Annotated in this window: 19 protein-coding genes and 1 pseudogene; 10 read left to right on the forward strand and 10 right to left on the reverse strand. The window is 52.5% G+C overall.

The window, feature by feature from the left end; all coding sequences use genetic code 11:
• The first annotated feature begins 78 nt into the window (after positions 1-78).
• The 9 genes and pseudogenes from zigA to bfr all read left to right on the forward strand — a co-directional run bounded on the left by zigA (position 79) and on the right by bfr (position 8,233).
• Positions 79-1,296, forward strand: coding sequence for a zinc metallochaperone GTPase ZigA (gene zigA, locus EBA_RS15200; RefSeq protein WP_192375488.1), 1,218 nt, complete (start codon positions 79-81; stop codon positions 1,294-1,296).
• The gene (locus EBA_RS15205; protein WP_192375489.1) at positions 1,289-1,534 is read left to right on the forward strand and encodes a hypothetical protein; all 246 of its coding nucleotides are present in this window, start codon (positions 1,289-1,291) and stop codon (positions 1,532-1,534) included. The genes zigA and EBA_RS15205 overlap by 8 nt, the downstream gene beginning before the upstream one ends.
• Positions 1,531-2,316, forward strand: coding sequence for a ZIP family metal transporter (locus EBA_RS15210; RefSeq protein ID WP_192375490.1), 786 nt, complete (start codon positions 1,531-1,533; stop codon positions 2,314-2,316). Before EBA_RS15205 ends, EBA_RS15210 begins: the two co-directional genes overlap by 4 nt.
• 10 nt (positions 2,317-2,326) lie before the next feature.
• Positions 2,327-3,043, forward strand: a complete 717-nt coding sequence (locus EBA_RS15215; RefSeq protein ID WP_192375491.1) for a DUF1826 domain-containing protein — start codon at positions 2,327-2,329, stop codon at positions 3,041-3,043.
• Positions 3,044-3,053: 10 nt separating this feature from the next.
• Positions 3,054-4,693, forward strand: a pseudogene (locus EBA_RS15220) (formylmethanofuran dehydrogenase subunit A).
• Between the two features lie 82 nt (positions 4,694-4,775).
• Positions 4,776-5,564: a GTP cyclohydrolase FolE2 gene (gene folE2, locus EBA_RS15225; protein ID WP_192375492.1), complete on the forward strand. Its 789-nt coding sequence runs from the start codon at positions 4,776-4,778 to the stop codon at positions 5,562-5,564.
• 11 nt (positions 5,565-5,575) lie between these two features.
• Positions 5,576-6,577 carry a CobW family GTP-binding protein gene (locus EBA_RS15230; protein ID WP_192375493.1) on the forward strand — a complete coding sequence of 334 codons (1,002 nt, stop codon included), beginning with the start codon at positions 5,576-5,578 and terminating at the stop codon, positions 6,575-6,577.
• A 36-nt stretch (positions 6,578-6,613) separates the two neighbouring features.
• Positions 6,614-7,591 carry a CobW family GTP-binding protein gene (locus EBA_RS15235; RefSeq protein WP_192375494.1) on the forward strand — a complete coding sequence of 326 codons (978 nt, stop codon included), beginning with the start codon at positions 6,614-6,616 and terminating at the stop codon, positions 7,589-7,591.
• A gap of 171 nt (positions 7,592-7,762) precedes the next feature.
• Entirely contained in the window at positions 7,763-8,233 is a 471-nt protein-coding gene (bfr, locus tag EBA_RS15240) for a bacterioferritin (RefSeq protein WP_192375495.1), read from the forward strand.
• 53 nt (positions 8,234-8,286) lie between these two features.
• On the opposite strand, the gene EBA_RS15245 is transcribed toward bfr, so the two are convergent.
• The 8 genes from EBA_RS15245 to EBA_RS15280 are packed head-to-tail and all read right to left on the reverse strand — an operon-like array spanning position 8,287 to position 20,045.
• Positions 8,287-11,448 carry a response regulator gene (locus EBA_RS15245; RefSeq protein ID WP_192375496.1) on the reverse strand — a complete coding sequence of 1,054 codons (3,162 nt, stop codon included), beginning with the start codon at positions 11,446-11,448 and terminating at the stop codon, positions 8,287-8,289.
• A 13-nt stretch (positions 11,449-11,461) separates the two neighbouring features.
• Complete coding sequence (locus tag EBA_RS15250; RefSeq protein ID WP_192375497.1) at positions 11,462-11,899, reverse strand: response regulator; 438 nt, start codon at positions 11,897-11,899, stop codon at positions 11,462-11,464.
• On the reverse strand, positions 11,896-15,015 hold the full coding sequence (locus tag EBA_RS15255; RefSeq protein ID WP_192375498.1) for an ATP-binding protein: 3,120 nt from the start codon (positions 15,013-15,015) through the stop codon (positions 11,896-11,898). Before EBA_RS15255 ends, EBA_RS15250 begins: the two co-directional genes overlap by 4 nt.
• A 13-nt stretch (positions 15,016-15,028) precedes the next feature.
• Positions 15,029-15,289: a hypothetical protein gene (locus EBA_RS15260; protein ID WP_192375499.1), complete on the reverse strand. Its 261-nt coding sequence runs from the start codon at positions 15,287-15,289 to the stop codon at positions 15,029-15,031.
• A complete protein-coding gene (locus EBA_RS15265) occupies positions 15,289-15,795 on the reverse strand; it encodes a DUF4118 domain-containing protein (RefSeq protein WP_192375500.1) in 507 nt (168 codons plus the stop codon). Before EBA_RS15265 ends, EBA_RS15260 begins: the two co-directional genes overlap by 1 nt.
• Positions 15,792-17,999: a PAS domain-containing protein gene (locus tag EBA_RS15270; protein ID WP_192375501.1), complete on the reverse strand. Its 2,208-nt coding sequence runs from the start codon at positions 17,997-17,999 to the stop codon at positions 15,792-15,794. Before EBA_RS15270 ends, EBA_RS15265 begins: the two co-directional genes overlap by 4 nt.
• A 17-nt stretch (positions 18,000-18,016) precedes the next feature.
• Complete coding sequence (locus tag EBA_RS15275) at positions 18,017-18,937, reverse strand: ATP-binding response regulator (protein WP_192375502.1); 921 nt, start codon at positions 18,935-18,937, stop codon at positions 18,017-18,019.
• A 7-nt stretch (positions 18,938-18,944) separates the two neighbouring features.
• Entirely contained in the window at positions 18,945-20,045 is a 1,101-nt protein-coding gene (locus EBA_RS15280; protein WP_192375503.1) for a response regulator, read from the reverse strand.
• Between the two features lie 299 nt (positions 20,046-20,344).
• On the opposite strand from EBA_RS15280, the gene tgt reads away from it, so the two are divergent.
• Complete coding sequence (gene tgt, locus EBA_RS15285) at positions 20,345-21,454, forward strand: tRNA guanosine(34) transglycosylase Tgt (RefSeq protein WP_192375504.1); 1,110 nt, start codon at positions 20,345-20,347, stop codon at positions 21,452-21,454.
• Between the two features lie 49 nt (positions 21,455-21,503).
• On the opposite strand, the gene lpxB is transcribed toward tgt, so the two are convergent.
• The gene (lpxB, locus tag EBA_RS15290; RefSeq protein WP_192375505.1) at positions 21,504-22,658 is read right to left on the reverse strand and encodes a lipid-A-disaccharide synthase; all 1,155 of its coding nucleotides are present in this window, start codon (positions 22,656-22,658) and stop codon (positions 21,504-21,506) included.
• A 54-nt stretch (positions 22,659-22,712) separates the two neighbouring features.
• Positions 22,713-23,810: a DegT/DnrJ/EryC1/StrS family aminotransferase gene (locus EBA_RS15295; protein ID WP_192375506.1), complete on the reverse strand. Its 1,098-nt coding sequence runs from the start codon at positions 23,808-23,810 to the stop codon at positions 22,713-22,715.
• Positions 23,811-23,813: the final 3 nt, after the last annotated feature.

The following is a 23,813-nucleotide window of genomic DNA, read 5'->3' on the forward strand; positions in this document are numbered from 1 at the left end:
CCGCTTATGCAGGCGCTGTTTTATCGACAGCGCCTTTTTTAGGCACCAACAACGCTACAATATAACATTGTCACCAGCATGCCTATTGAACACGCCCCATCCAGAGTACTACCTGTCACCGTGCTGTCCGGCTTTCTCGGCGCAGGTAAAACCACCTTGTTGAACCACATTCTCAACAATCGGGAAAATTTAAGAGTAGCCGTCATCGTCAATGACATGAGCGAGGTCAACATCGATGCTGCGACGGTCAAGAATGAGATACAACTGAATCGTGGCCAGGAAAAGCTGGTCGAAATGAGCAACGGGTGCATTTGCTGCACGCTACGCGAGGACTTGCTGATCGAGATCGGCAACTTGGCCAAGGACGGCCGCTTTGATTACTTGGTGATCGAGTCCACCGGCATTGCCGAGCCTCTGCCGATTGCGGAAACCTTTACCTTCCGCGACGAACATGGCTTGAGTTTATCCGACATTGCCCGCTTGGACACGCTGGTCACGGTTGTGGGTGCGGTGAACTTCATGCGCAATTACATGGAGGCCTTAAGTTTAAAAGAAAGCGGCGAATCGCTAGGCGAAGACGACGAGCGCAATGTCGCAGATTTGCTGGTGGACCAAATCGAATTCGCCAATGTCATCCTGATTTCAAAAATAGACCTGATCGCCAGCGACGAAGTCGTGAATCTGAAAGCCGTATTACGCAGCCTTAACCCCGATGCCGACATCATCCCTATAGTCATGGGTCAGGTCGATTTACAAAAAGTCCTCGACACCCGCTTGTTTGATTTCGATAAAGCTGAACAGGCGCCGGGCTGGCTGAAAGAGTTACGTGGCGAACATACGCCGGAAACAGAGGATTACGGCATAGGCAGCTTTGTTTACAGCGTGCGCCGGCCTTTCCATCCGCAACGTTTCTACGCCCATTTGCACGAAGGCGAATGGGAAAACGGCACCTTGCTGCGTTCTAAAGGTTTTTTCTGGCTGGCGTCACGTCCGGATCATGCCGGCAGTTGGTCACAAGCTGGCGGCGTGATGCACCATGGCTTAGCCGGACGTTGGTGGGCTTCCGTCCCGCGACAAGAATGGCCGGAAGAGTATTTGTCAGACATTGAATCCCAATGGGCGGAACCCTACGGCGACTGTCGCCAAGAACTGGTCTTCATCGGGCAAAATGTCGATGCCGAAAAAGTCCGTCGCGAACTCGATGCCTGTCTGTTGACCGATGCGGAGCTGGCTGCCGGACCAAAAGCGTGGCACCGATATCAAGACGAGTTTCCACAATGGTTTGCCGATGGCTAGCATCGACAGCTATCTGCATATCATCGGCATTGAATTGTTGCTTATCCTGGCCATAGTCTTGCCGTTGATTGACAGACCGGCACCTAAACGCGTGCTGTCCAAGCTCTTTTTAAGTGTCTTGGGCTTTATGCTGGCCCATTTCGCCACCCATGCCTTGCCGAACAAAGTAGCCAGCTTTATTTACAGCTCGCACCCCGCATACCACTCGATCAAATCTACCGGACCAAAGCGCACATGACTATCGCACTCAGCACAACTGCCGGCGCCATTGCCGCCTGTCTTGCGGTCAGCTTATGTTCGCTGTCCAGCATCTTTGCCCTATACCTAAAACCAGACACCTTGAAACGGATAGTCCCGTATTTGGTAGCACTGGCCGTGGGGGTATTGTTGGGCGATGCCTTCATTCATTTAATTCCCGATGCGGTCAGCCGCCACGGCGCAGTCAGTGAAGTGTGTTTAACGGTATTAGTCGGTGTATTCGGTTTCTTTGTGCTGGAAAAACTGGTGCGTTGGCGCCACGACCATAACGTCGATACCACCCCTGATCAGAACGACATTCTGCCGCTGGCTAAAATGAACTTGATCGGCGACGCCATGCACAACTTCGTTGACGGCATTTTGATCGCCGGCAGTTTTCTGGCGGACCCGGCATTGGGCTTGACCACCACCTTGGCCATCATCGCTCATGAGATACCGCAGGAACTTGGCGATGTTGGCGCATTGCTGCGCGGCGGCTATTCACCCAGACAAGCGGTGCTCTACAACTTTTATTGCTCGCTGACCGTGCTACCGGGCGCGCTATTTACCTTAGTGCTCAGTCAGTTGGCGGAGTCGTCCTTAACCTTATTGTTGCCGATTGCCGCCGGTGGCTTCATCTATATCGCCGCCTCCGATCTAATTCCTGTGTTACACGAACGCTGCAGCTTCCCTAGCCTTAGCGGCCAAACCGCCGCGTTCGGCATAGGCATCGGCTTTATGCAATTCATTGTATTTTTCGAACAGGCCTTATTGGCTGTTTAAGGAGTTTTTTGTGTTTGCTCGTACCCCATTTCGCCAAGCGACGATCGCGCCACTGAATTTCGTTGGCACATTCCAAGCGGTGTCATATACGCCGGCAAGCAAAACCGTCATCTCGACGGAGTTTGCCGATTTATCCCGCATCTACGAAGACGGTGTGAATCTTTGCCTGGTACAACGGCCGCTCCCGCAGGCGATTGAAAACTTTGTCAACAACGCCTTAAAAGCATTCGGCAACCTGGAACTCAGCCAAGCGATCAATCCCCTGCATTTCAATTTTACCGAACTATGGCCGCAAGCCAGCCGCTGCGCGGGATACGGGGAATGGTTAGCAGATATCGAACTATTGACCTCGGCGTTCTGCGAGCTATTCGAACTCAAGCAAGCCGGCTTGCGCCTGCGAACCTTGAAAACCGCCATGTGTCCGCGCTTTCATGTGGATAGAGTGCCTGCCCGCATGATCTGCAGCTACGGTGGCATCGGTACCGAGTGGCTGCCGGAATATGCGCTGAACAGACGAAAGCTCGGCATGGGTAGTTGCGGCCAGGATGATGCGCAGTCCGGCTTGATCGTCGATCAAACCGCCATTCGGCGGATGCCAGCTTATGCCGTAGGCTTGATGAAAGGCGAAGCCTGGGAAGGCAACGAAGGCCATGGATTCGTGCATCGCTCACCTATCCCGACCGCCGTCCAACCACGACGCTTGGTGCTAACGCTGGATATGCTGTGAGGACAAGATTTTGCTGATCAAATTAGCAAACGGACACATTTACGATCCCACCCAAAACATGCACGGCCAACTGGGTGACCTCTATATCCGGGATGGACTAATTAGCAGCGACCCAGGCCCGGATGCGAAATTTGACACCGTGTATGACCTGGGAGGCCAGATTGTCATGGCCGGCGCCGTGGACATTCATAGCCATATTGCCGGCGGTAATCTGAATACCGCCCGCCTGTTGTTACCGGAGCAGCATAGGAACCATATGGCCCGTCGACTGAATCACAGGTTCAGCACGGCAAAATGGTCCACTACCGACATCGGCTATCGCTACGCGCGCATGGGTTATACCACCGTGGTCGAGCCGGCCATGTTGCCCGTGAATGCGCTGGACGTACATCTGCAACTGGCCGATATTCCCATTCTGGATACCGCCGCACTTGCGATATTGGGTAACGACGATTTTCTACTGCGATTGCTGCGCAGTAAAGCCGGCCAAAACCAAATCAACGATTACGTCGCCTGGACGCTGAATGCCACCCGCGCCCTGGGGCTAAAAGTCATTAACGCCGGTGGAGCCAACGCCTTTAAAAGCAACGTGCGCCAATTCGACTTGGACGACATCGTCCCCGACTACGGTGTTAGCTCCAGGCAAATTCTGCAAACCCTGCAAACAGCCGTTTGCCAACTGGGCGTCCCCCATCCGCTGCACGTACATTGCAATAACCTGGGCATGGCAGGCAATGTCGATACCATCGTCGCCACCATGGCAGCCGCACAAGGTTTGCCTATGCATCTGGCCCACGTGCAGTTTTACGCCTACGGCAAGGACGGAGCCAAGGGCTTTTCCTCGGCAGCCGCACAACTATTGGAAGCCTTCAACCGCCATCCGAATATCACCATGGATGTCGGCCAGGTCATGTTCGGCCAAACAGTCACCATTTCCGGCGATGTGATTGCGCAGTACAGCCGCCACGGCGACGCCAGCCCTACAAAATGGGTGATGTGGGATGCCGAATGCGAGGGCTCGGGCGGCGTGGTGCCTTATCGCTACCGTGAGGCCAGCTTTGTCAACACCCTGCAATGGGCGATTGGTTTAGAATTATTTTTGCTAGCCGATGCACCGGAGCGCCTGTTTTTCACTACCGATCATCCCAACGGCGCCCCCTTCACCGCCTATCCTGAATTAATGCGTTTGTTGATGAACGCCGATTACCGCCAAGCCTGCATGGCGCGCTTAAACCAAGAAGCCTTGGCACTAAGCTTATTGCCAAACCTAAAGCGAGAATTTAGCTTGAGCGACATCGCCACGATGACCAGGAGTGCTGCCGCGAATTTGCTGGGTTTGCATGATCGCGGCCATTTGGCGCCGGGGGCGATAGCGGACATTGCCGTCTACTGCCCCCGGGCCGTAGGAACGAAGACAGCATGTTCACCGATGCAGCACTCGTTTTCAAAAACGGCGAGCTGGTAGTGCGGGATGGAATCGTCGTATCCCGGCCAAGCGGCTGCACCCAAACCCTGCAACCCGATTACGACCCCAGCATTATGCCTACGGTGCAACACCATTTCGACCGATTCTACAGCCTGAGACTTAGCAACTTCGCGGTTAATGACGACGATTTCGCTGAACCCAGCCGGTTTAGGTTCCACGGTTGAATCTCTCGCATACGATGACCTTCGTTAGCGCCTTTACATTGCCGGCAAAACCCTGCCCCCACGTGATTGTTAAATTAAACCCATGAGCACCATTGAAGATATTCAAGGCCGGCCGGATATGCGCCGCATAGCGATCGACAAAGTCGGCATCAAAGACATTCGGCACCCGGTTAGAGTCAAAGATAAAAGCTGCGGTGAACAGCGAACCGTCGCGCATTTTGATATGTACGTCAACCTGCCTCACGACTTCAAAGGCACGCATATGTCGCGCTTCGTGGAAATTTTGAATAATCACGACCGGGAGATCAGCATCGCCTCGTTCCCGGCCATGTTACAAGAAATGCTGACCAGGCTGGAAGCCGAATCCGGTTATATCGAGATGCGTTTTCCGTACTTCGTGGATAAAGCCGCTCCGGTTAGCGGCGTGCGCAGCCTAATGGATTATCAAGTCAGCTTTATCGGCGAAATCGATCACACCGGCTGTCGTATCAAAGTCAAAGTGGTGGTACCTGTGACCAGTCTATGCCCCTGCTCCAAAGAAATCTCCGAGCGCGGCGCGCATAACCAGCGTTCACACGTCAGCGTTACAGTAGAAGCAAATGCGTTCATCTGGCTGGAAGAGCTGATCACGCTAGTGGAAGCCGAAGCCTCGTCACAAATCTACGGGCTGTTAAAGCGCCCCGACGAAAAATACGTCACCGAATATGCCTACGACCATCCCAAGTTCGTCGAAGACATGGTGCGCGACGTAGCCGCCCGATTAAACGCGGAACCTCGGATATTAAGCTACAGCGTCGAGTCGGAAAACTTCGAGTCTATCCACAACCACTCAGCCTATGCCCTGATACAACGACTTAGAACCCAGCCCTGAAAGAGACATTTATGAACCCAATTACCCAACGCAATTATCCAGTGCCGGTTACCATCCTCACCGGATTTCTCGGTGCAGGCAAAACCACCTTGCTAAACCGCATTCTCACCGAACACCACGGTAAGCGTATTGCGGTGATCGAAAACGAATTCGGTGAAGCCGGCATCGACAATGAACTGCTGCTGCAAGCCGACGAGCAAATCGTCGAAATGAACAACGGCTGCATCTGCTGCACGGTGCGCGGCGATCTGGTGCGCATCCTCGGCGAATTGGCCGAGCGGCGGGAAAGCGGCGATATTCATTTCGAGCGGGTGATCATCGAAACCACCGGTTTGGCCGATCCGGCTCCGGTGGCGCAGACGTTTTTTGTCGATCAGGCTATTGCGAAAAATTACCGGCTGGATGCAATCATTACCGTGGTTGACGCGGCTCATGCCCACCAGCAACTCGAAGAACACCATGAGGCCCAGGAACAAGTCGGTTTCGCCGACCGGATTTTGATCTCCAAATCCGACTTGGTGGCAGCGGAAGTGCTGGCTGATTTGGAAAGCCGCTTGCGCTCGATGAACCCCAGAGCGCCCATCAAACCCGTGCATTTTGGCCAAACCGAGCTGCGGGATATACTGGACATCGGTGGCTTTAATCTCGAAGATATTCTGAAAATCGAGCCGGATTTTCTGGAGGATGTCAGCCACGAACACGACGACGCCATCAGCTCCCTGGTGTATCGCTCGCCACGGCCGTTCGAGATGTCGCGCCTGCTGCTTTTTCTGGACATTATGGTAGGTGGGTTCGGCAAGGACTTATTACGCTACAAAGGCATCCTTAATATTGCCGGTAACGATAATAAAATCCTGTTTCAGGGGGTACATATGATCATGGGCGACAGCTTGGGTTTGCCGTGGCCGGCGGGTGAACCTCGCCAGTCGCAACTGGTGTTTATTGGCCGTAACCTGCCCAAACAGCAGATATTGACAAGCTTAGAGGCTTGCCATGTCGATGCGGTAGCTTGATGTGGCATCTTAAATGAATGCATCTTTGATTGACGAATGAATCCAAGCAAAATCCCCGTCATCGTCCTAACCGGTTTTCTGGGTAGCGGCAAAACCACTTTGTTGAATCGATTATTGGCCGATGGCGTCAAAACCGCCGTTGTCATCAACGAGTTTGGCAATACGCCGGTCGATCAGGATTTGTTGTCCGATCAAAACATCCCGATGACGGTGTTGTCCGGCGGTTGCTTGTGCTGTCAGATCAAAGGTGCGCTGGCGCCGACCTTGAAGAACTTGTGGATGGCCTGGAACAGTGCGGCAATCAAGCCTTTCGACCGCATCATCATCGAGACCAGCGGCGTAGCCAGTCCGGAACCGATTTTGGACACGCTGCTGCGCGAACGTTGGCTGGCCAGCCGCTATCATTTGGCCGCTGTCATTACCACCTTGGCGATTCCTTCGGCTTTGCAGCAATTGGATGATTTCGCCGAAGCGCGCGCCCAGGTGGTGTGGGCCGATACCTTGTTACTCACCCATGCCGATCTGGCCGCTGCCGATCAAGATGCGGCGCTGAACAAGCGTCTGCAAACCCTGGCGCCGGCCACATCCAGGCATATGATGACAGATGGTGAATGCCAATCAGGTGATCGAATAACAAACATAGGCCCAGCGTTGCGCCGTTTGCCTACCGGCAATCCACTACCCGCGCATAACTTTGCCAGCATCTCGCTGCATTTGGATCAGGCTTTACCCTGGCTGCAGTTAGAAGCAATCCTGCAAGAATTATTAGCTCGCCATCCGCTTGATTTATTGCGCATAAAAGGCGTGGTTTATCTGCCTGAGCAAGCAGAAGCTCTGGCGGTCCAGGCCGCCGCCAATCGGCTTTATCCACCCACCCCACTAACCATACGAAGCAGCGACGATAGGCGCGGCAGGCTGGTATTCATTACCAGCGGCGACAGTAAAACACTTGCAGAGGAATTGACCGGAATATTTGCTGGCTTTATTCCGCCAAACGCTATCCGACAGCATTAATTTTGCAAGGTTTTCGGCATCATATCCCCCTATATTTTCAACCGATACTAACCCGGACAGAACCGACTAATGGGCCAGCATTATCTATTCTTAGCCGCTCAAACCAAGAACCTGTCGGCTTTTTGTATTACCATAGTCAAGGGCTAGATCAAATTTATCGGGAGGCGGCATATGCAAGGTGACAAACAAGTCATAGCACATTTAAACGAATTACTGGCGGGCGAACTGACGGCTATTGACCAGTACTTTATCCATTCCCGGATGTATCAAAACTGGGGCTTCAACAAATTATACGAACGCATCAATCACGAAGTGCAGGACGAAACCGGTCATGCCGATGCCTTAATAAAACGGATTTTGTTTCTGGAAGGCACACCGGATTTATCCAAGCGCGAACCGCTGGCAGTCGGCAGCGATGTGCCGGAGATGTTGAAAAACGATTTAGCGGTCGAATATAAGGTAGTCGCTGATTTGCGCAAAGTGATTGCCTATTGCGAAACGGTTCGCGATTATCAAACTCGGGAAATTCTGGAAATGATGCTGGACGATACCGAAGAGGACCACGCCCACTGGCTGGAACAACAATTGGGCATGATCAACATCATTGGTTTGCAAAATTATCTGCAATCGCAAATATCCTAAATCCGCTTGGCAAACTGCTTATCCATAACCGCCGTGTCTGTTAGCCACTGCGGTTATTTTGTATCCGCCGCCTGTAAAGTTAACAAGGCGGCTTGATAATCGAAGTTGTCGATTTGCCGAGCAAACGCCGGGTACGAATCGCCCAACTTAGCCCGCAACAACTTCGAGGCTTCGCGCGCCACGCGGCTGGCTTGCGCATCCCCAATCGCCAGCAAGTTTGCCAGCTCGGCAACAACTTGATTCATATTTTCCGCATCGATAATCGCCTCGCCCACGTCGCCGCTTTCCGTTTGTAAGGGCAAAGCCAAGATAGCCCTTACCAGTTGCGTCAATTCGCTATCACACAAACCCGCCAACTCCATGCAACCCATCAAGCCGACATTCTCGGCTATCGCCTTGTCCAACTGGGAAGCCAGTTCCGCAACCTGCTTGGCACCCAGTGTGCCGGCAACGCCTTTTAAACAGTGACTAATCCGTTTTGCTTCCTCGGGTGCGCCATTCGCTAAGTACGCCTTAATTTGTTTTACGTCTTCGCTATGGCTAGCGGCAAACATGTTCAGCAAGCGTTGATATTTATCGACATCGCCCTTCACCACCGCAAGGCCTTGCCTGGTATCCAGGCCGTTAATGGACACTAAGGCGTCCGGCACGGCACCCGTGTTTACCGGTGTGCTTGGCAAGGGCCGACGCACTTGTCCAGCCTTATCCGCCGCGACAGAGCGCGGACCGGAACGCGATAACCAGCGCAACAAGGCCGCGTAAAGATCTTCCGGAATTACCGGCTTGGCAACAAAATCGTTCATACCGGCGGCGAGAGAAATATGCCGATCTTCCTCAAAAGCCGCGGCTGTCATCGCCAAAATGGGCAATTGGGCAAAACGGGGCTGCGCCCGTATCGCCCGAGTTGCCTCCAAACCATCCATTTCCGGCATTTGCACATCCATCAACACTAGATCGTAGGCGTTCTTGCCGATTTTTTCGAGCGCGATCCGCCCGTTTTCGGCGGTGTCCACTGCCAAACCCACACCGTGTAATAACTCCAGCGCCACTTCCCGATTAATTGGATTGTCTTCCACCAACAACAAGCGCGCACCGGCATAATTTCTACGCAACATCATTTCCGCATCGGCGGGTTTTTCATTGGGTTCCAAAGGCATTACGCCATGACCGCGTTGCACCAACGCGGTAAACCAAAAGCGACTACCTTCACCCGCTACACTATCGACACCCGCATCCCCGCCCATCATATTTGCCAGACGGCGGGTAATTGCCAAACCCAAACCGGTACCGCCATACTTGCGGGTGGTAGACACATCGGCCTGAATAAAAGCCTCAAACAAGGTGGATTGTTGGTCCGCGTCGATACCGATTCCGGAATCGCTCACCTCAAAACGTAATAGCAAACCCGCGGCGCTTTCCGCCTGCACCATCGCCCGTAACCGAATGGAGCCGTGTTCCGTAAACTTGACCGCGTTAGTAGCGTAATTAAGCATGGCCTGCCGCAGACGCGTCGGATCGCCGCGCAGCCATTGCGGGACGCCCTCCCCATCCACTTCTATGGTCAAGGATTTGGCCCGCGCCTGTTCGGCGATGATGGAGCGGATGTGATCCAACACTGTCGCCAGGGAAAAATCGGTTTGCTCCAGTTCCAGGCGCCCAGCTTCAATCTTCGATAAATCCAGCACATCGTTAATAATGGAAAGCAGGTGCTGAGCGGCATTGTCAATTTTGTCCAGACGGTCAGTTTGTTCCGGGTTGGGGTTGCCTTGCCGCAATAAATAGGTCAAACCGATGATGGCATTCATAGGTGTACGAATCTCGTGACTCATATTGGCCAAAAAAGCGCTCTTGGCTTGATTAGCGGAATCCGCCAACACTTTTGCCGCTTTCAGCTCCGCAGTGCGGCTGGCCACCAACTCTTCTAGGTGATGCCGATATTGATCCAGCTCTAGCGCTACGCGCTTTTTCTCGGTGATGTCTTCCTGTACCGCTACAAAATGGGTAATGCTACCGTCGGCTTGACGAATGGGTACGATGATGGCGAATTCCACATATTCGCTACCGTCCTTGCGTTTATTAATAAACTCGCCTTTCCAGGTCTGGCCGTGACCCAGCGCGGTCCAAAGAGCCCGATAATTTTCCGGCGGCGTTTTCTTAGATTGCAACATCCGCGGATTACGGCCGATAACCTCGTCGCGCTGGTAGCCGCTGACCTGCAAAAACGCCTCGTTAACGTATTCGATTTCGCCGTTCAGGTTGGTGATGATAATACTGGCGGGACTCTGCTCTACCGCTTGCGCCAATTTACGTAGTTGCTGTTCGGTTCGTTTGCGCTCGCTAATATCCAGATTGACCCCAAACAGCATCATCGGTTTACCCGCAGCGTCGTATTGCGCGCGGCCCTTGCTGCTCAGCCAGCGGGTTTCGCCGGATGGCAAAATATAGCGAAACTCCACCTCGAACGCCTCGCCACGCAAAATGCGGCTTCCCCACTGCGCATCAATCAAATGCTGATCATCCGGATGCACCCTTGCTCGCCAGTCGGCGTTGAAACGCACACTTCCGGGTTCCAAGCCATACAGACGCTCGCATTCCGGCGACCAATAACCGTGATCGTTGACAATATCCCAATCCCAAATCCCGACATGCGCACCTTCCTGGGCCAGCATTAAACGCCGTTCGCTCTCGCGCAAGGCTTCCGCAGCGGCTTCGGCGTGGCGCCGGGCCGCGATGGCATCTTCCATCAAATTCAATGCCGCCAGTTGCGCCTGATGTTGCTCTAACAGCGCCTGTTCCTGGCTTTGCCGCAAGGCCTGCTCCGCTTCACGCCTAATCCGGCGTTGATCACGCTCTTCAACCGCACGACTTATGGATGGCAACAGGCGCAGCAAATTATCCTTAAATACGAAATCAACCATACCTAGCCGCAACAGCTCCATCGCAACTTCCTCGCCCACACTGCCGGATACCAAAATAACCGGCAAATCCGCGTTCAGGGCTTGAATGGATTGCAAGGTATCGCGAATATCCATCCCCGGCACGTTGTAATCCGACAATACCAAGTCCCACTCATCTTGCAAGGCCAGCGCCAGCGACGCGTTGCTGTCTACACGCCGACATTCCACGGCCATACTGCTCTGATGCAAGTGACGCTCCAGCAACAGATAATCAGCCTGTACGTCCTCGATGATCAGACATTTCAATAAAGCTTTCATACGCGTAGCACGCTCAATGCGGCGGCTCGTTGGTGGCTAACCAATACACGCCCAAACTCGCCACAGTCTCGGCAAACTCACCAAAGTCCACCGGTTTACGCACAAAACTATTCGCACCGACCTGATAGCTTTTAATTCGATCGCGCTCTTCATCCGAAGAGGTCAAAATCACCACTGGTAATAAAGCCGTACGGCTGTCAGCACGTATCCGTTCCAGAACATCAAGGCCGGACAGCCTGGGCAAGCCAATATCCAGAAGCATCACAGTCGGTAGATCCGGCCCTTCGCGATTCGCAAACTCACCGGTCTTGAACAGAAAATCCAAGGCCTGTTGGCCATCTCGCACTATATCCACCTGATTTGCCAAATTCGCTTTGCGCAGGGCGCGCAAAGTCAGCATTTCGTCTTGAGGATTGTCTTCCACCAACAAGATGGTTTTGGCGTTATTCATACAACCTCCTGCTTATCCGCCACAGAGCCGGCAATCAACTCCGGTAAGGTAAAACAAAAAACCGCACCCTTGCCCGGCTCACCACTGGCCTCGATAGTGCCGCCATGGCGAAACACAATACGCTGTACGGTAGCCAGCCCAATACCTATCCCCGGAAACTCATCCTGGCGATGCAAGCGCTGAAACGGCTGGAATAAGCGGCCAGCATGGACCATATCGAACCCGGCACCGTTGTCGGAAATGCAAAAACGCTGCTTCCCGCCGAGCTGTTCGCTATAAAAACGTATGCTGGCCGTCTGCGTGTTTGCGGTGTATTTCCAGGCGTTTTCCAGTAGATTGCGGAGCAGCGCTTCGATCATACGCTTATCGCCGTTGGCCAACATCCCCGCTTCGACATCAATATCCAGCCGGCGTTCCGGCCAATCCCGTTGCAGGTCGGCCAAGATTTTTTCACCCAGGGTGCTGAGATCGATCCGATCAACTGCCAACACACCGCGTGTAGTACGCGAAAGAACCAACAAGCCGTCGATCAATTCGCTCATCTTGCTGCTGGCGATTTGTATCTGTTTCAGAAACACTTGCGCGTCGCCTGGTAACTGATCACCGTAATCTTCGGAAAGCGCCTGACTAAAGCCACTCATAGCCCGCAACGGTGCGCGCAAATCGTGCGAAACCGCATAAGCAAAGCTATCCAACTCCTGATTTGCGGCGCTGAGCTCGGCGGTGCGGGCAAGCACACGTTGCTCCAAATCGTTGTTAAGCCGGCGAATTTCTTCCTTTGCCAGTTTTCTATCGCTTATATCTTCTATGGAAATGATGACACCACCTATCGCCGCATTCTCGTCGCTCCAGGGCGAAACCACCCACCGCAGCCAGCGCATAGTGCCGTCCGCCTGTACCCACAAATCTTCGTCATTGTTAATCGTGGCACCGCTCAAACCCTGTTGATGAATATCTCGCCAATTGGCCGGCATATCCGGATTAACTTGGTAATAGTTCAGCCCCATCAAACTCGCCTGCCCACTCCCGAAATCCGCTAGCCAGCGGCCGCTGACGGACAGATAGTTCATCTCTTTGTCGAACATCGCGATACTGATAGGTGCATGTTGAATAAAGGTCTTCAACTGGGCTTGCGATTTATTCAGGCTTTCCTCGAAAAGTTTACGCTCGGTAATGTCTTCAATCACCGAAATAAAATAATTCGAACTAGCGTCCGCGCTGCGTACTAACGCGACCGTCAGATTAATCCAAATCAACTCGCCGCCTTTGCGAATATAGCGTTTTTCCATCGAGTAGTTTGGGATTTCCCCAGCTAGCAATTGCTGGAGATAAGTCATATCGGTTTCCAGATCGTCCGGATGCGTAATATCCTGGAAGCTAAGTGCTAATAGCTCGTCATGACTGTAAGCCACTATTTCGCAGAGTTTGCGGTTAACCCGCAACCAACGGCCATCCGGGGCAACCAGCGCTATGCCTACCGCCGCTTGTTCAAAAGTGGCCTCAAAGCGCCGTTCACTTGCACTCAGCTTGGCAGCGTTACGCTGCCGCACCTCAATCAATCCGTGAATCCGCGCCAGTAACTCATCCACCAAAAAGGGTTTATTTATATAATCCTGTACGCCTTGATTCAGCATCCGTACCCGTTGTTCATCCTCGGCTTTGGCGGTCAGCATCACAATAGGCACATCTAGCAGAATCTGTTGCCGGCGCAACTCGATGACCATTTGATCGCCACTCATTAAGGGCATCATCAAATCGCATAAAATCAGGTCGGGGCGCAAATTTCTCGCCAACGCCAAGCCTTCCCGACCATCGTAAGCGCTGGCTACTCGATAGTATGGCTGCAAGGTATCGACGATAAACGCGTTCATGTCGGCATTGTCTTCCACGACCAGTATCAAGGGTGTGTTAGCGTCATCAGCATCCACAACAGTAGTCGCGCGCAATTGCTGGGAAGGCGAACGATTTTTAGCAGAGCTTTGTAAATTGAAATTGGGATCTAGTCGCGTGGAGGTGTCTCTAACCAGCGTTCCTGACGGCGCTTGTAATGGCAAACTCACGCTGAATAAAGCCCCTCCGTCCACTGCCTGGTTTAAGGTAACCGAGCCGAGATGCAGTTCGGTAAACTCTTTAACGATGGCCAATCCCAAGCCAGTGCCGCCAAAGCGTCGCTGCGCCCCGCCCTCGACTTGCCGGAAACGTTCGAAAACTACCTCCCGCATGTCTTCAGGTATGCCGGGGCCATTGTCTTCTACCATAATAACGGCCATACCCGCATTCTCACGTAGCGTCACACGGATGTTTCCACCGTCGGGTGTAAATTTGAAGGCATTAGCCAGCAGGTTAAGTAAAACGCGCTGTATTTTTTCACCATCTGCTTCCCCTCTAATCGGCACCGGCACATCTAAGCAGTAGCTAATGTTTTTTTCCTTGGCTAACGAATCGAACTGCGAGGCTACCGCACGCGTTAATTCGCCAAGATCTATGTACGCATAATCGACCGCCATATGGCCCGCTTCCAGCTTGGCGACATCCAATAAGTCGCTGACTTGGCGATACAATAAGCGGGCATTGCGCAGGATTAATTCATCTTCGCCGCGCTCTGCCGCAGAAAGACTATCCAGAGCCAATCGCCGGGTTAACGGACTGATAATCAGGGTTAAAGGCGTACGCAACTCGTGGCTGATATTGGCAAAGAATTCAGTCTTGAGCCGATCCAACTCCAGGGATTTTTGATACAGCTGAGTAATTTCCTCCTTTGCGGCACTTGTTTGTGCCAAGGCGGATTCCGTATTTTGTTGCGCCGTGCGCAGACGTCCATGGGTATCGCTGAATAAATAACCCATTATCAGAAACATACCAACCGAATAGAAATTAGCCGGCTTATCCATTGCCCAGCTCATTTGCGGCGGGATAAAAAAATACCAAACCAAGCCCGCGCTTAAAAAGGTGCTGACCAGCCCACCCTTAAAACCGCCAAGACGGGCACTGAAAAATACCGTCGGGAAGAATAAGAACCAAACGAATGGGCTAATCCAGGGCCAGAGCAACCATTGCAAGGCCAAGGCAAACAAGGGTAAGAGTATCGATAGCAACAGACGAGTACGTTTCATCATGAAGTATCCTCATTTAACGACGCGCATCCGCATCCAGGAATGCTAGTGGATAAGCCGACCCTTGACTAAGCTGCCGACTCAGATCGTTGATCTGTTGCTTGAGTGCAATCATGTCTATTTCACGACCGACCATGGCCCGGTTGAAGCGCTGTAGTGCATCGGTTTGCTCCCGTAGAGCAGCTTCGGCGGCTTTGCGCTCACTAATGTCCAAAACATAAGCACCTCGACGAACGGGGTTGCCATCGCCGGACTTTATCACAGTAACGTCCATCATCACCGGAAAACGACTACTGTCTTTGCGTTGATGTTCGGCCTCGAATACACCATGACAGGGGTATCCAGAAGCTCGATCCACTGTTTGACCTGATCCACTAAATCGCCCGGATAAACCATTAGTACCGGTTTACCGATCAATTCTTCCGCGGTATATCCGCGCTCCGCAGCAAATACCGGATTCACCGCCAAAAATAAATTGGTCTGCGCATCGGCAATCGCTAAGCTGCGATACGGTGGCAACAACTGATACCGGGTAACGACGGCCGCTATCACGGCGGTCGATAATCCTGGCCCTAAGCCGCCGAGTAAGGCACTAACGATCACCGGTAACAAAAACAGCAATAGCAGCGTGCGTTCGCCGAAGGATGCCGGCAAATACAGACGGATTGCCAGCGCAATCAAAACCAGAACGACTGCGACTAGATAAGCAAGTCTGTGCCTATGTTGATAACGGGGTCTCAACCGCTTGGAAAAAGTGCCGAATGAGCCTTCGGTGCCACTCATAAGTCACCGGCGTCCGTAGCGTGTTTATCGTCGTTTAGAAAGGTCAATGCATAGGGCGGTTGCCGGCCAAGCTCCTTAGACAATGCGTTGACTTGCTGTTTTAGTTTAACCATATCCAGCTCTCGGCCAACCATGGCCCGGTTAAAGCGTTCCAGCTCGTCATTGCGAACCTTTAATTCCGCGGCCTGGCTATTTAGCTTGTCTTCGTCAACCTTACGCGCGCTAACATCCAGGATGAAGCCGATAACTGCCGGCCGCTGCTGGTACTCCAGACTCCGGCCGTGTACTTCGACATAAATACGGTGTCCGGCCCGATGTAGGCCTTCAAATCGATACTGAAGGTTTTCAACCTCGCCATTAATCCGCCTGCGCAAGTTTTCCAAGACCATCGGCAGGTCTTGCGGGCTAACCAAATCGGCAACCGTTTTGCTGCTGACAATATCTTCTGCCCGTTCATAGCCGAAGATGGCCGCAAATCCCTGATTGACATAAACGAAACGCCCTTCTTGGATGATATATATGCCCGCCAGCGACTGCTCCACCAAACCGCGAAAGCGCGCCTCGCTGTCGCGTAACTCAAGCTCCGCCTGTTTGCGTTCGGTAATATCGCGCGAGATACCGAACAGCCCTATCACTTTACCGTTCGCATCGCGCAACGGCCCTTTGGTCGCCAGGAACACTCTCGGTCCATAGCGGGTATCTAGCGTCTCTTCTTCCGTCAGGGTTATATTTTCTTTCACTACTCGGCGGCCAAATGCCTTTAAGTGCTCGGATTGATGGTGCGGAAATATGGCCGTATCGTCTTGACCCAATACCTCTTCAACCGGCTTACCGACAAAATTACAGGCCGCAGTGTTAAATAGCATGTAACGCCCATCAAGATCCTTGGCATAGATGGCGTCAACGGACAGATCGGATATCGCGGCTAACAAATTAAGCGCCCGCAGACGCTCCGCTTGAGATTTCTGCATCGCCCTGGCCAATGCCAGGCTTTGACTTTGGCGCAATAGATAAAAACCCGCGCAGACTATAAAAATAGTCAGGCTCCCGACACAAATGATCCAAACCGCTTCGCTTCTGGCCTTTGCATAGATTTCGACCTTATCCAGCTTGGTCAATAACAACCAGTCTGTGCCGCCTATCGCCTGAACCAGACCAATCACGGGAGCATTACGATAATCCTTACCCTCCAGCACTTTATTTAGGCTAGGTTCGCTTTGCAGCGCTTTGGTGGCCAACAAGTTTGTGGTTTGGTAGGACAAACGGAACGATGCTGCCGCATCCGGCCGAAAACGCAAGGGACATATATAGAGAATGTCATCGCCGCTACGTCGAAACAGCAAGGTTTCGCCACTGGCACTGGCCATCGGCCATCTCTCCAACACCGGAAAAAGCCACTCGCTAAGATCGATATGCATCACAATCAACGGCGCAGCTATCGGCCGGGCGGTCAGCGGCACGACCAAATCCAGTCGCACGCGTCCGTCATTATCTCGATAAGGATTGACCAATTGGACTTGCCGAGTTTTTGTCGACAACTCTGCAGCCGTTAACGCCTCCGGCAAGATTGTCGCGGGAGCATTTGCTGAACGCCATAAACGCTCACCTTGGGGATTAAGCACACTGATAGCCGAAATCCCACGGCTTTTAGCAAATTGCTCCAATCGGGTTTGCAGGCGTTCGGCACTGTGCATATCCCCATCGACCTGCCAACGTTGATATTGTTCGATGAAAAATTCGCTGGTTTGGATAAAATCCGCGTCGCCGCGCCGTTCATGGAGCCAGTCGCCGATTTGTCTGGACTTTAGGGCCGCGACGGCCTGCAGCCGACCGAACTCTTCTTGTGTGTGTTGCTCGATTGTCAGAAGCACCGTCGCCACCATCAAAGCCAAAATGACGGCTATCAACAAGCCTAACGCTAACAACAGACGGCGGGGAGCGGGGGGAGCGTGTTGCGAATCGGCGTTTCGGCCAAACCAGCGCAGCATCAAGCCATAGAGAAGTAAAGAGGTAATAAGCACATAAACCCAGCCTTTCAACATACTGGCTAGGATAAGCTGGTCGGGGTCCCTGAAAATTTGATGTATCAGCTGATCGGACACCAAAATCCAGCTGGCGGCAAATATGGCATACGCCAACACTACAGCTAATATACTTTTGTGGCTGACCTGCGCTGGTGTTGAGTTATCGTTATTCGACAGCATGGGCTTACAAAATCGAATTAGTTATCCAAGCCACACAAAGAAGAAGCGCTGTTAACCACAGCGGATACCGTATTACCGTTACCTTGATATTCCAGGCGATCAAAGCTCATCAGTCTTGCCATCGCAATACCGCGACCGTGCAAATCGAACACGCGCTCTAGGGAAAAGTCCAGAAAATCCTGCCAATCAAAGCCTTCGCCTTGGTCCTGCACCGTGAAGACTAATTTGTCAGGCAGGCGCTGAAAATGAACCGAAACGAAACGCTTGTTGAACTCCGGTAGCTGCAAGCGGCGTTGGATTTCATCCTGCCAGGTTCCCGCCAACATTAACTCGCCTTTCTCGGCATAGGAAATGCCGAGATTGCCGTGCTCGACTGCATTAATCATCAGCTCTTGCAAGCCCTGGATAACGCGTTCGGGTTCGGGGCATGATTGGGCCAAGCAATGACTCAACAATTTTGCTTGTTCGAGATCACGAAAACGAAAATCGGCGGCATATAAGAAAGCCAACGGACGCTCGGCGCGATTGACGCTGTCGAACATATCCTGCAATTCCCGACGCTGTTGTAATGCAGCATTGATAACCGCTAGCAAAACTTCCGGCTGGATCGGTTTGGTCAGATAATAATAAGCGCCCTGGCTGAGACCTTCCTGTATGCTTTGCTTGTCGCTACGAGCGGTCTGGATAATCACCGGAATTGAGGCTAAGGCCCTATCGCCCTTGATCAATCTCAGCAATTCCATCCCATCCATCTTCGGCAGCCCCCTGTCCAACAGCACCAAATCGTAGCCGGTTTGATCGTGCTGCAAAGTTTCCCAGGCAGCGAAGCCATCTGTACAGACCGTCACTACAAAGCCTTCGGTGGCCAGCAACTCTCGAATAATAATCGCAATAATGTCCTCATCTTCAACCAACAAAATGCGAGCGCTTTGATTCATATCTAATTTACTCCACGGGCGAATCGAGGTGTCGTTGGGCAATGTCGCAGTAGGCATGGAAATCGGCTAAAAATGCATCGGCCATATCCGGATCAAAGTGTCTACCACGTCCTTCGGCAATGATAGTATTAACTGCATCGAAAGCCATGGGCTCTTTATAAACACGCCGGGAAATCAGCGCGTCGAAAACATCCGCCAGCGCCATGATCCTGGCTGAAACCGGTATAGCATCGCCTAGCAAGGCATCCGGATAGCCGCTGCCATCCCATTTTTCATGGTGCCAGTGCGCGATTTCCTTGGCCAAAACCAAAAATTCCACCGAGCGTGTAGCATCGCGTTCTGCCATTTCTATTGCATCGCTACCCATTTTGGCATGGGTCTTCATCACCGCCCATTCTTCGGGGGTTAGTTTGCCAGGCTTTTGTAAAATTGCGTCAGGTATGCCCACTTTACCAATATCGTGTAGCGGCGCGGAACGCGTCAGCAATTCGACGTAATGATCGGTCAATGTCCCGGCAAAACGCGGGTGGCCTTGCAAGGCGTTAGCCAAATGTTGAACATAACCTTGGGTGCGCAGGATGTGATTACCGGTTTCCGGATCGCGAATTTCCGCCAGATGTGCCAAAGCCCGAATACTGACTTTTTGAATCAATTGGTTTTCACTCATCCTCTTGGCTATTTCCATTTCCAGGTAGGTATTTTCATCACGCAGCCAATCTCTGGCCTGCTTCAGCTCCAGCTGAGTGCGAATGCGCGCCAAAACAATAGGCGGCAAAATGGGTTTGGTAATGTAATCAACCGCACCGACATCCAGTCCATGCAGTTCGGACTCCATGCTATCCATAGCCGTGACAAAAATCACCGGGATAGTACGCGTAATAGGATCGGCGCGCAGCTGCTCGAATACTTGATAACCATCCATGCCCGGCATCATCACATCGAGCAAAATCAAATCGGGGTAAGGCTGATTGGCAACCATCTGCAATGCTCGCTGCCCGGAGGTAGCGATGCGCACACGGTATTGCGGTTGCAGTAATTCGCTAATGACGGTGAGGTTTTCCGGAGAGTCGTCAACTACCAAAACGGTTTTGCTGTTAGTATCAAACATAGCTATCCCGAGAACGGCCGATTATTATTGTTATGGCCTGAAGAAAATTCATCAATTTTGCTAAGTTACATAGTGAAATTAATAATATCCCGATAATAAACGGAATCGCCGACCCGAAGGTATTTCGATAGAAAATCTGCGGCAAGTTCCCCAAATTTATAACACACTATGGCACAAACAAGCTTTCTCAGGCGACAAAGGCCGTCACCTGTCACTTATTCAACATCAAACGACAACTCCTCTGGCTTGCGGAACGAAAAGGACCGATAATCCCGGCTTTTTTCGTTTGCCGGATTTGCATGGAATTCAAACTCAAAGCCACTGACGGTCACGCCCGCCGCGGCCAACTGACCTTTGCCCGCGGCGTGGTGGAAACGCCGATCTTTATGCCGGTGGGCACCTATGGCACGGTAAAGTCTTTGACCCCGGAAGATTTGACCGAGTTGGGCGCACAAATCATTCTTGGCAACACCTTTCATTTGTTACTGCGGCCCGGCATGGACGTGATGAAAGCCCACGGCGACCTGCATGATTTCATGCGCTGGCAAAAACCGATCCTGACCGACTCCGGCGGTTTTCAAGTGTTCAGTCTCGGCGCGCTACGCAAAATCAGCGAACAAGGCGTAACCTTTAAATCACCGGTCAATGGCAGCAAAATCTTTATGGGTCCTGAGGAATCGATGCAGGTACAGCGCGATTTGGGGTCGGATATCGTGATGATTTTTGACGAATGTACGCCTTATCCGGCCACCTATCAAGAAGCCGCCGATTCCATGCGCTTGTCCTTGCGTTGGGCGGAACGCAGCAAACGCGCCCACGAAGGCAATCCGTCTGCCTTGTTCGGCATTGTGCAAGGCGGCATGTATCCGCAATTGCGCGACGAATCCATCGCCGGCCTGACCGACATCGGTTTCGACGGTTATGCCATCGGCGGCTTGTCGGTAGGCGAACCCAAGCACGAAATGCTGGCAACCCTAGATGCGATTCATCTAAAAATGCCGGTGGATAAACCCCGCTATCTGATGGGCGTCGGCACCCCGGAAGATTTGGTGGAAGGCGTGAGACGCGGCATCGATATGTTCGATTGCGTGATGCCGACCCGCAATGCCCGCAACGGCCATTTATTCACCCGCCACGGCGTCATCAAGATCAGAAACCAGCAATATCAATACGATACCCGGCCTTTGGACGAGGATTGCAGTTGCTACACCTGCCGAAACTACTCGCGCGCTTATCTAAAGCACTTGGACAAGTGCAAGGAAATGCTGGGCTCCCGGCTCAACACCATCCACAATCTGCACTATTATTTAGAGTTGATGCAAGGTTTGCGGGACGCCATTGAAGGACAGACTTTCGATGAATTTGTTGCGGCGTTTTACGACCAGCGCGACAGCCACGGACCACTTTAAAAGCGGCCGTTACGTGTCAAAATCCGACGATTTGCCAGTCTTGAGCGGGCTAGGAACCGCCCAACATCTCTAAAGCCAGGAGCGCCATATTTTTTGAGCCGCCGCCATCGCCAAGCTGGCGTTTGACGGCCTGCAACTCCGAGATACAGCGTTGCCGATAATCGCCGTTGCCCAACAGTTGTAGAATCTCGGCCGCCAAATTTTCCGGCGTCAGTTGTTCCTGAATCAATTCCTTGACGACGGATTTACCGGCAATGATATTTGGCAGCCCGATAAATGGAATTTTTACCAGGCGCTTACCCAACCAGTAACTGAACGCCGCCAACCTGTATACGATTACCATCGGCACACCCAGTAAGGCTATTTCCAGCGAGGCCGTGCCGGAGGTCGTCAGCACCGCATCACAACATTGAATCGCATCATACGGCTGCTGTTTGACTACATGAATGGCAACAGAGCAGTTATCCAGATGCGCGGTCAATTCGGCATCGCTAATCGAATCGGCTTGCGGCAATACAAACTGTAATTCCGGCCGCTGCGCCTTCAATATAGCCGCCGCAGCCAGCATCACCGGCAGGATGCGCTTGATCTCGTTGCCTCGGCTGCCGGGGAGTATGCCAACGACAGGCCGATTGGGGTCCAGGCCAAACACATCGAAATCCTCGGACCGACTGCGCTGCGGATGGACTTTATCTACCGAGGGATGGCCCACATAACGGACCGGTACGTTTTCGGCTTCGTAATATTGCGTTTCGAATGGAAAGATAACTGCCATCATATCGATGGCCTTGCCGTAAGTTTTCACTCTTCCTGGTCGCCAGGCCCAAACCTGTGGGCTGACGTAAAACAGCACTTTTACGCCTTGACTCTTGGCAAAACGCGCCAATCTTAAATTGAATTCCTTGTAATCGACGCAAACCACCAAGTCAGGCTTTTCATCGGCAACGATTTGTTTCAATAAACTCAAGGCCCGGCTAGCCTCACCATAATGCTTCAAAATTTCAACCAACCCGATTACGCCAATTCCCGCCGAATCGTAACGCACGTCGACACCAGCCTGGCGCATTTTGCTGCCGCCCATACCGATGCCGCGAATCGTCGGACAATGCTGCTGCAGTTCCAGGAACATATTGGCGGCATGTTGATCACCGGAGGATTCGCCGGCGCTAAATAGCAGCGTATAGGATGTGGGGGAGTTGGTCATGTACGGATGAGTTGGTGGGCTGCGCTTTGCTTAGCCCACCCTACATTTTTTGGCTTAGGCTTGGAAAACGCTTTGGATCACGCTGACAATCTGCTTGACGGTATCGTCGCTCAGATTGGAGCAAATCGGCAAAGAGAAACAGCGCGCCGCCACCGATTCGGTGACCGGCAAAGACACACCGGCACACTCTTCCTTAAACACGTTCTGTTGATGCAGCGGCACCGGATAATACACCGCACAGCCAATTTGCTGGTCTTGTAATGCCTTCATCACCTCGTCGCGGCGGTCCGACAACAAAGTGTATTGATGATAGACATGCACGCCAATGCTGTCTTCATAGGGCGTGATCAAGGGCAAATCGGCCATTAATTCGGAATACAAATGCGCGGCATGCCGGCGAGCGGCGTTGTATTGGTCGATGCGTTTTAATTTGGCGCGCAACACCACGGCCTGTAACTCGTCAAGTCGGCTGTTGTAACCTATGACGTCGTGATAATAGCGCACGTCCGAGCCGTGATTGCGGTATTGCTTGATCTTGGCTGCCGTCGCGTCGGAATCGGTGGTTACCAAGCCGCCGTCACCAAAACAGCCCAGGTTCTTACTAGGGAAGAAACTAAAACCGGCTGCGTTACCGAAACTGCCGGTTTGCTTGTTGTAGACAGTGGCACCGAAGGATTGTGCGCAGTCTTCGATCAGCTTCAAACCATGCTTGTCGCAAATCGCTTTGATGGCCGGCAAATCAACGGGCTGGCCGAACAAATGTACCGGCATCACCGCCTTGGTTTTGGCTGTAATGGCTTTTTCGATATTTTCCGGGGTGATATTGAACGTACCCGGATCGATGTCGACAAACACCGGTTTGGCACCGACATATTTGATCGCTTCGGCGGTGGCGATAAAAGTGAACGCGCTGGTTATGACCTCGTCGCCCGCGCCTATGCCTTCGGCCAATAAGGCTAAATGCAATGCATCGGTACCCGAGGCGCAACCGATAGCGTGTTTGACACCCAGATAGGCAGCGGCTTCTTTTTCGAAAGCCTGTACATTCGGCCCCAGGATGAACGCGCAATTGTTAAGGGTTTCGGTGAAACCGCCGACGATTTCATCTTGAATTTCCGCATACTGCGCTTGCAGATTGACCATGGGGATCATAGT

It is taken from the genome of Methylomonas albis, from assembly GCF_014850955.1.
GTDB classification, from domain to species: domain Bacteria; phylum Pseudomonadota; class Gammaproteobacteria; order Methylococcales; family Methylomonadaceae; genus Methylomonas; species Methylomonas albis.

What these genes read in the sequence shown, in the direction of transcription:
- zigA (WP_192375488.1), top strand. Translation starts at nt 79, where the DNA reads ATGCCTATTGAACACGCCCCATCCAGAGTACTACCTGTCACCGTGCTG.
- EBA_RS15205 (WP_192375489.1), top strand. Translation starts at nt 1,289, where the DNA reads ATGGCTAGCATCGACAGCTATCTGCATATCATCGGCATTGAATTGTTG.
- EBA_RS15210 (WP_192375490.1), top strand. Translation starts at nt 1,531, where the DNA reads ATGACTATCGCACTCAGCACAACTGCCGGCGCCATTGCCGCCTGTCTT.
- folE2 (WP_192375492.1), top strand. Translation starts at nt 4,776, where the DNA reads ATGAGCACCATTGAAGATATTCAAGGCCGGCCGGATATGCGCCGCATA.
- EBA_RS15230 (WP_192375493.1), top strand. Translation starts at nt 5,576, where the DNA reads ATGAACCCAATTACCCAACGCAATTATCCAGTGCCGGTTACCATCCTC.
- EBA_RS15235 (WP_192375494.1), top strand. Translation starts at nt 6,614, where the DNA reads ATGAATCCAAGCAAAATCCCCGTCATCGTCCTAACCGGTTTTCTGGGT.
- bfr (WP_192375495.1), top strand. Translation starts at nt 7,763, where the DNA reads ATGCAAGGTGACAAACAAGTCATAGCACATTTAAACGAATTACTGGCG.
- EBA_RS15245 (WP_192375496.1), bottom strand. Translation starts at nt 11,448, where the DNA reads ATGAAAGCTTTATTGAAATGTCTGATCATCGAGGACGTACAGGCTGAT.
- EBA_RS15250 (WP_192375497.1), bottom strand. Translation starts at nt 11,899, where the DNA reads ATGAATAACGCCAAAACCATCTTGTTGGTGGAAGACAATCCTCAAGAC.
- EBA_RS15255 (WP_192375498.1), bottom strand. Translation starts at nt 15,015, where the DNA reads ATGATGAAACGTACTCGTCTGTTGCTATCGATACTCTTACCCTTGTTT.
- EBA_RS15260 (WP_192375499.1), bottom strand. Translation starts at nt 15,289, where the DNA reads ATGATGGACGTTACTGTGATAAAGTCCGGCGATGGCAACCCCGTTCGT.
- EBA_RS15265 (WP_192375500.1), bottom strand. Translation starts at nt 15,795, where the DNA reads ATGAGTGGCACCGAAGGCTCATTCGGCACTTTTTCCAAGCGGTTGAGA.
- EBA_RS15270 (WP_192375501.1), bottom strand. Translation starts at nt 17,999, where the DNA reads ATGCTGTCGAATAACGATAACTCAACACCAGCGCAGGTCAGCCACAAA.
- EBA_RS15275 (WP_192375502.1), bottom strand. Translation starts at nt 18,937, where the DNA reads ATGAATCAAAGCGCTCGCATTTTGTTGGTTGAAGATGAGGACATTATT.
- EBA_RS15280 (WP_192375503.1), bottom strand. Translation starts at nt 20,045, where the DNA reads ATGTTTGATACTAACAGCAAAACCGTTTTGGTAGTTGACGACTCTCCG.
- tgt (WP_192375504.1), top strand. Translation starts at nt 20,345, where the DNA reads ATGGAATTCAAACTCAAAGCCACTGACGGTCACGCCCGCCGCGGCCAA.
- lpxB (WP_192375505.1), bottom strand. Translation starts at nt 22,658, where the DNA reads ATGACCAACTCCCCCACATCCTATACGCTGCTATTTAGCGCCGGCGAA.
- EBA_RS15295 (WP_192375506.1), bottom strand. Translation starts at nt 23,810, where the DNA reads ATGATCCCCATGGTCAATCTGCAAGCGCAGTATGCGGAAATTCAAGAT.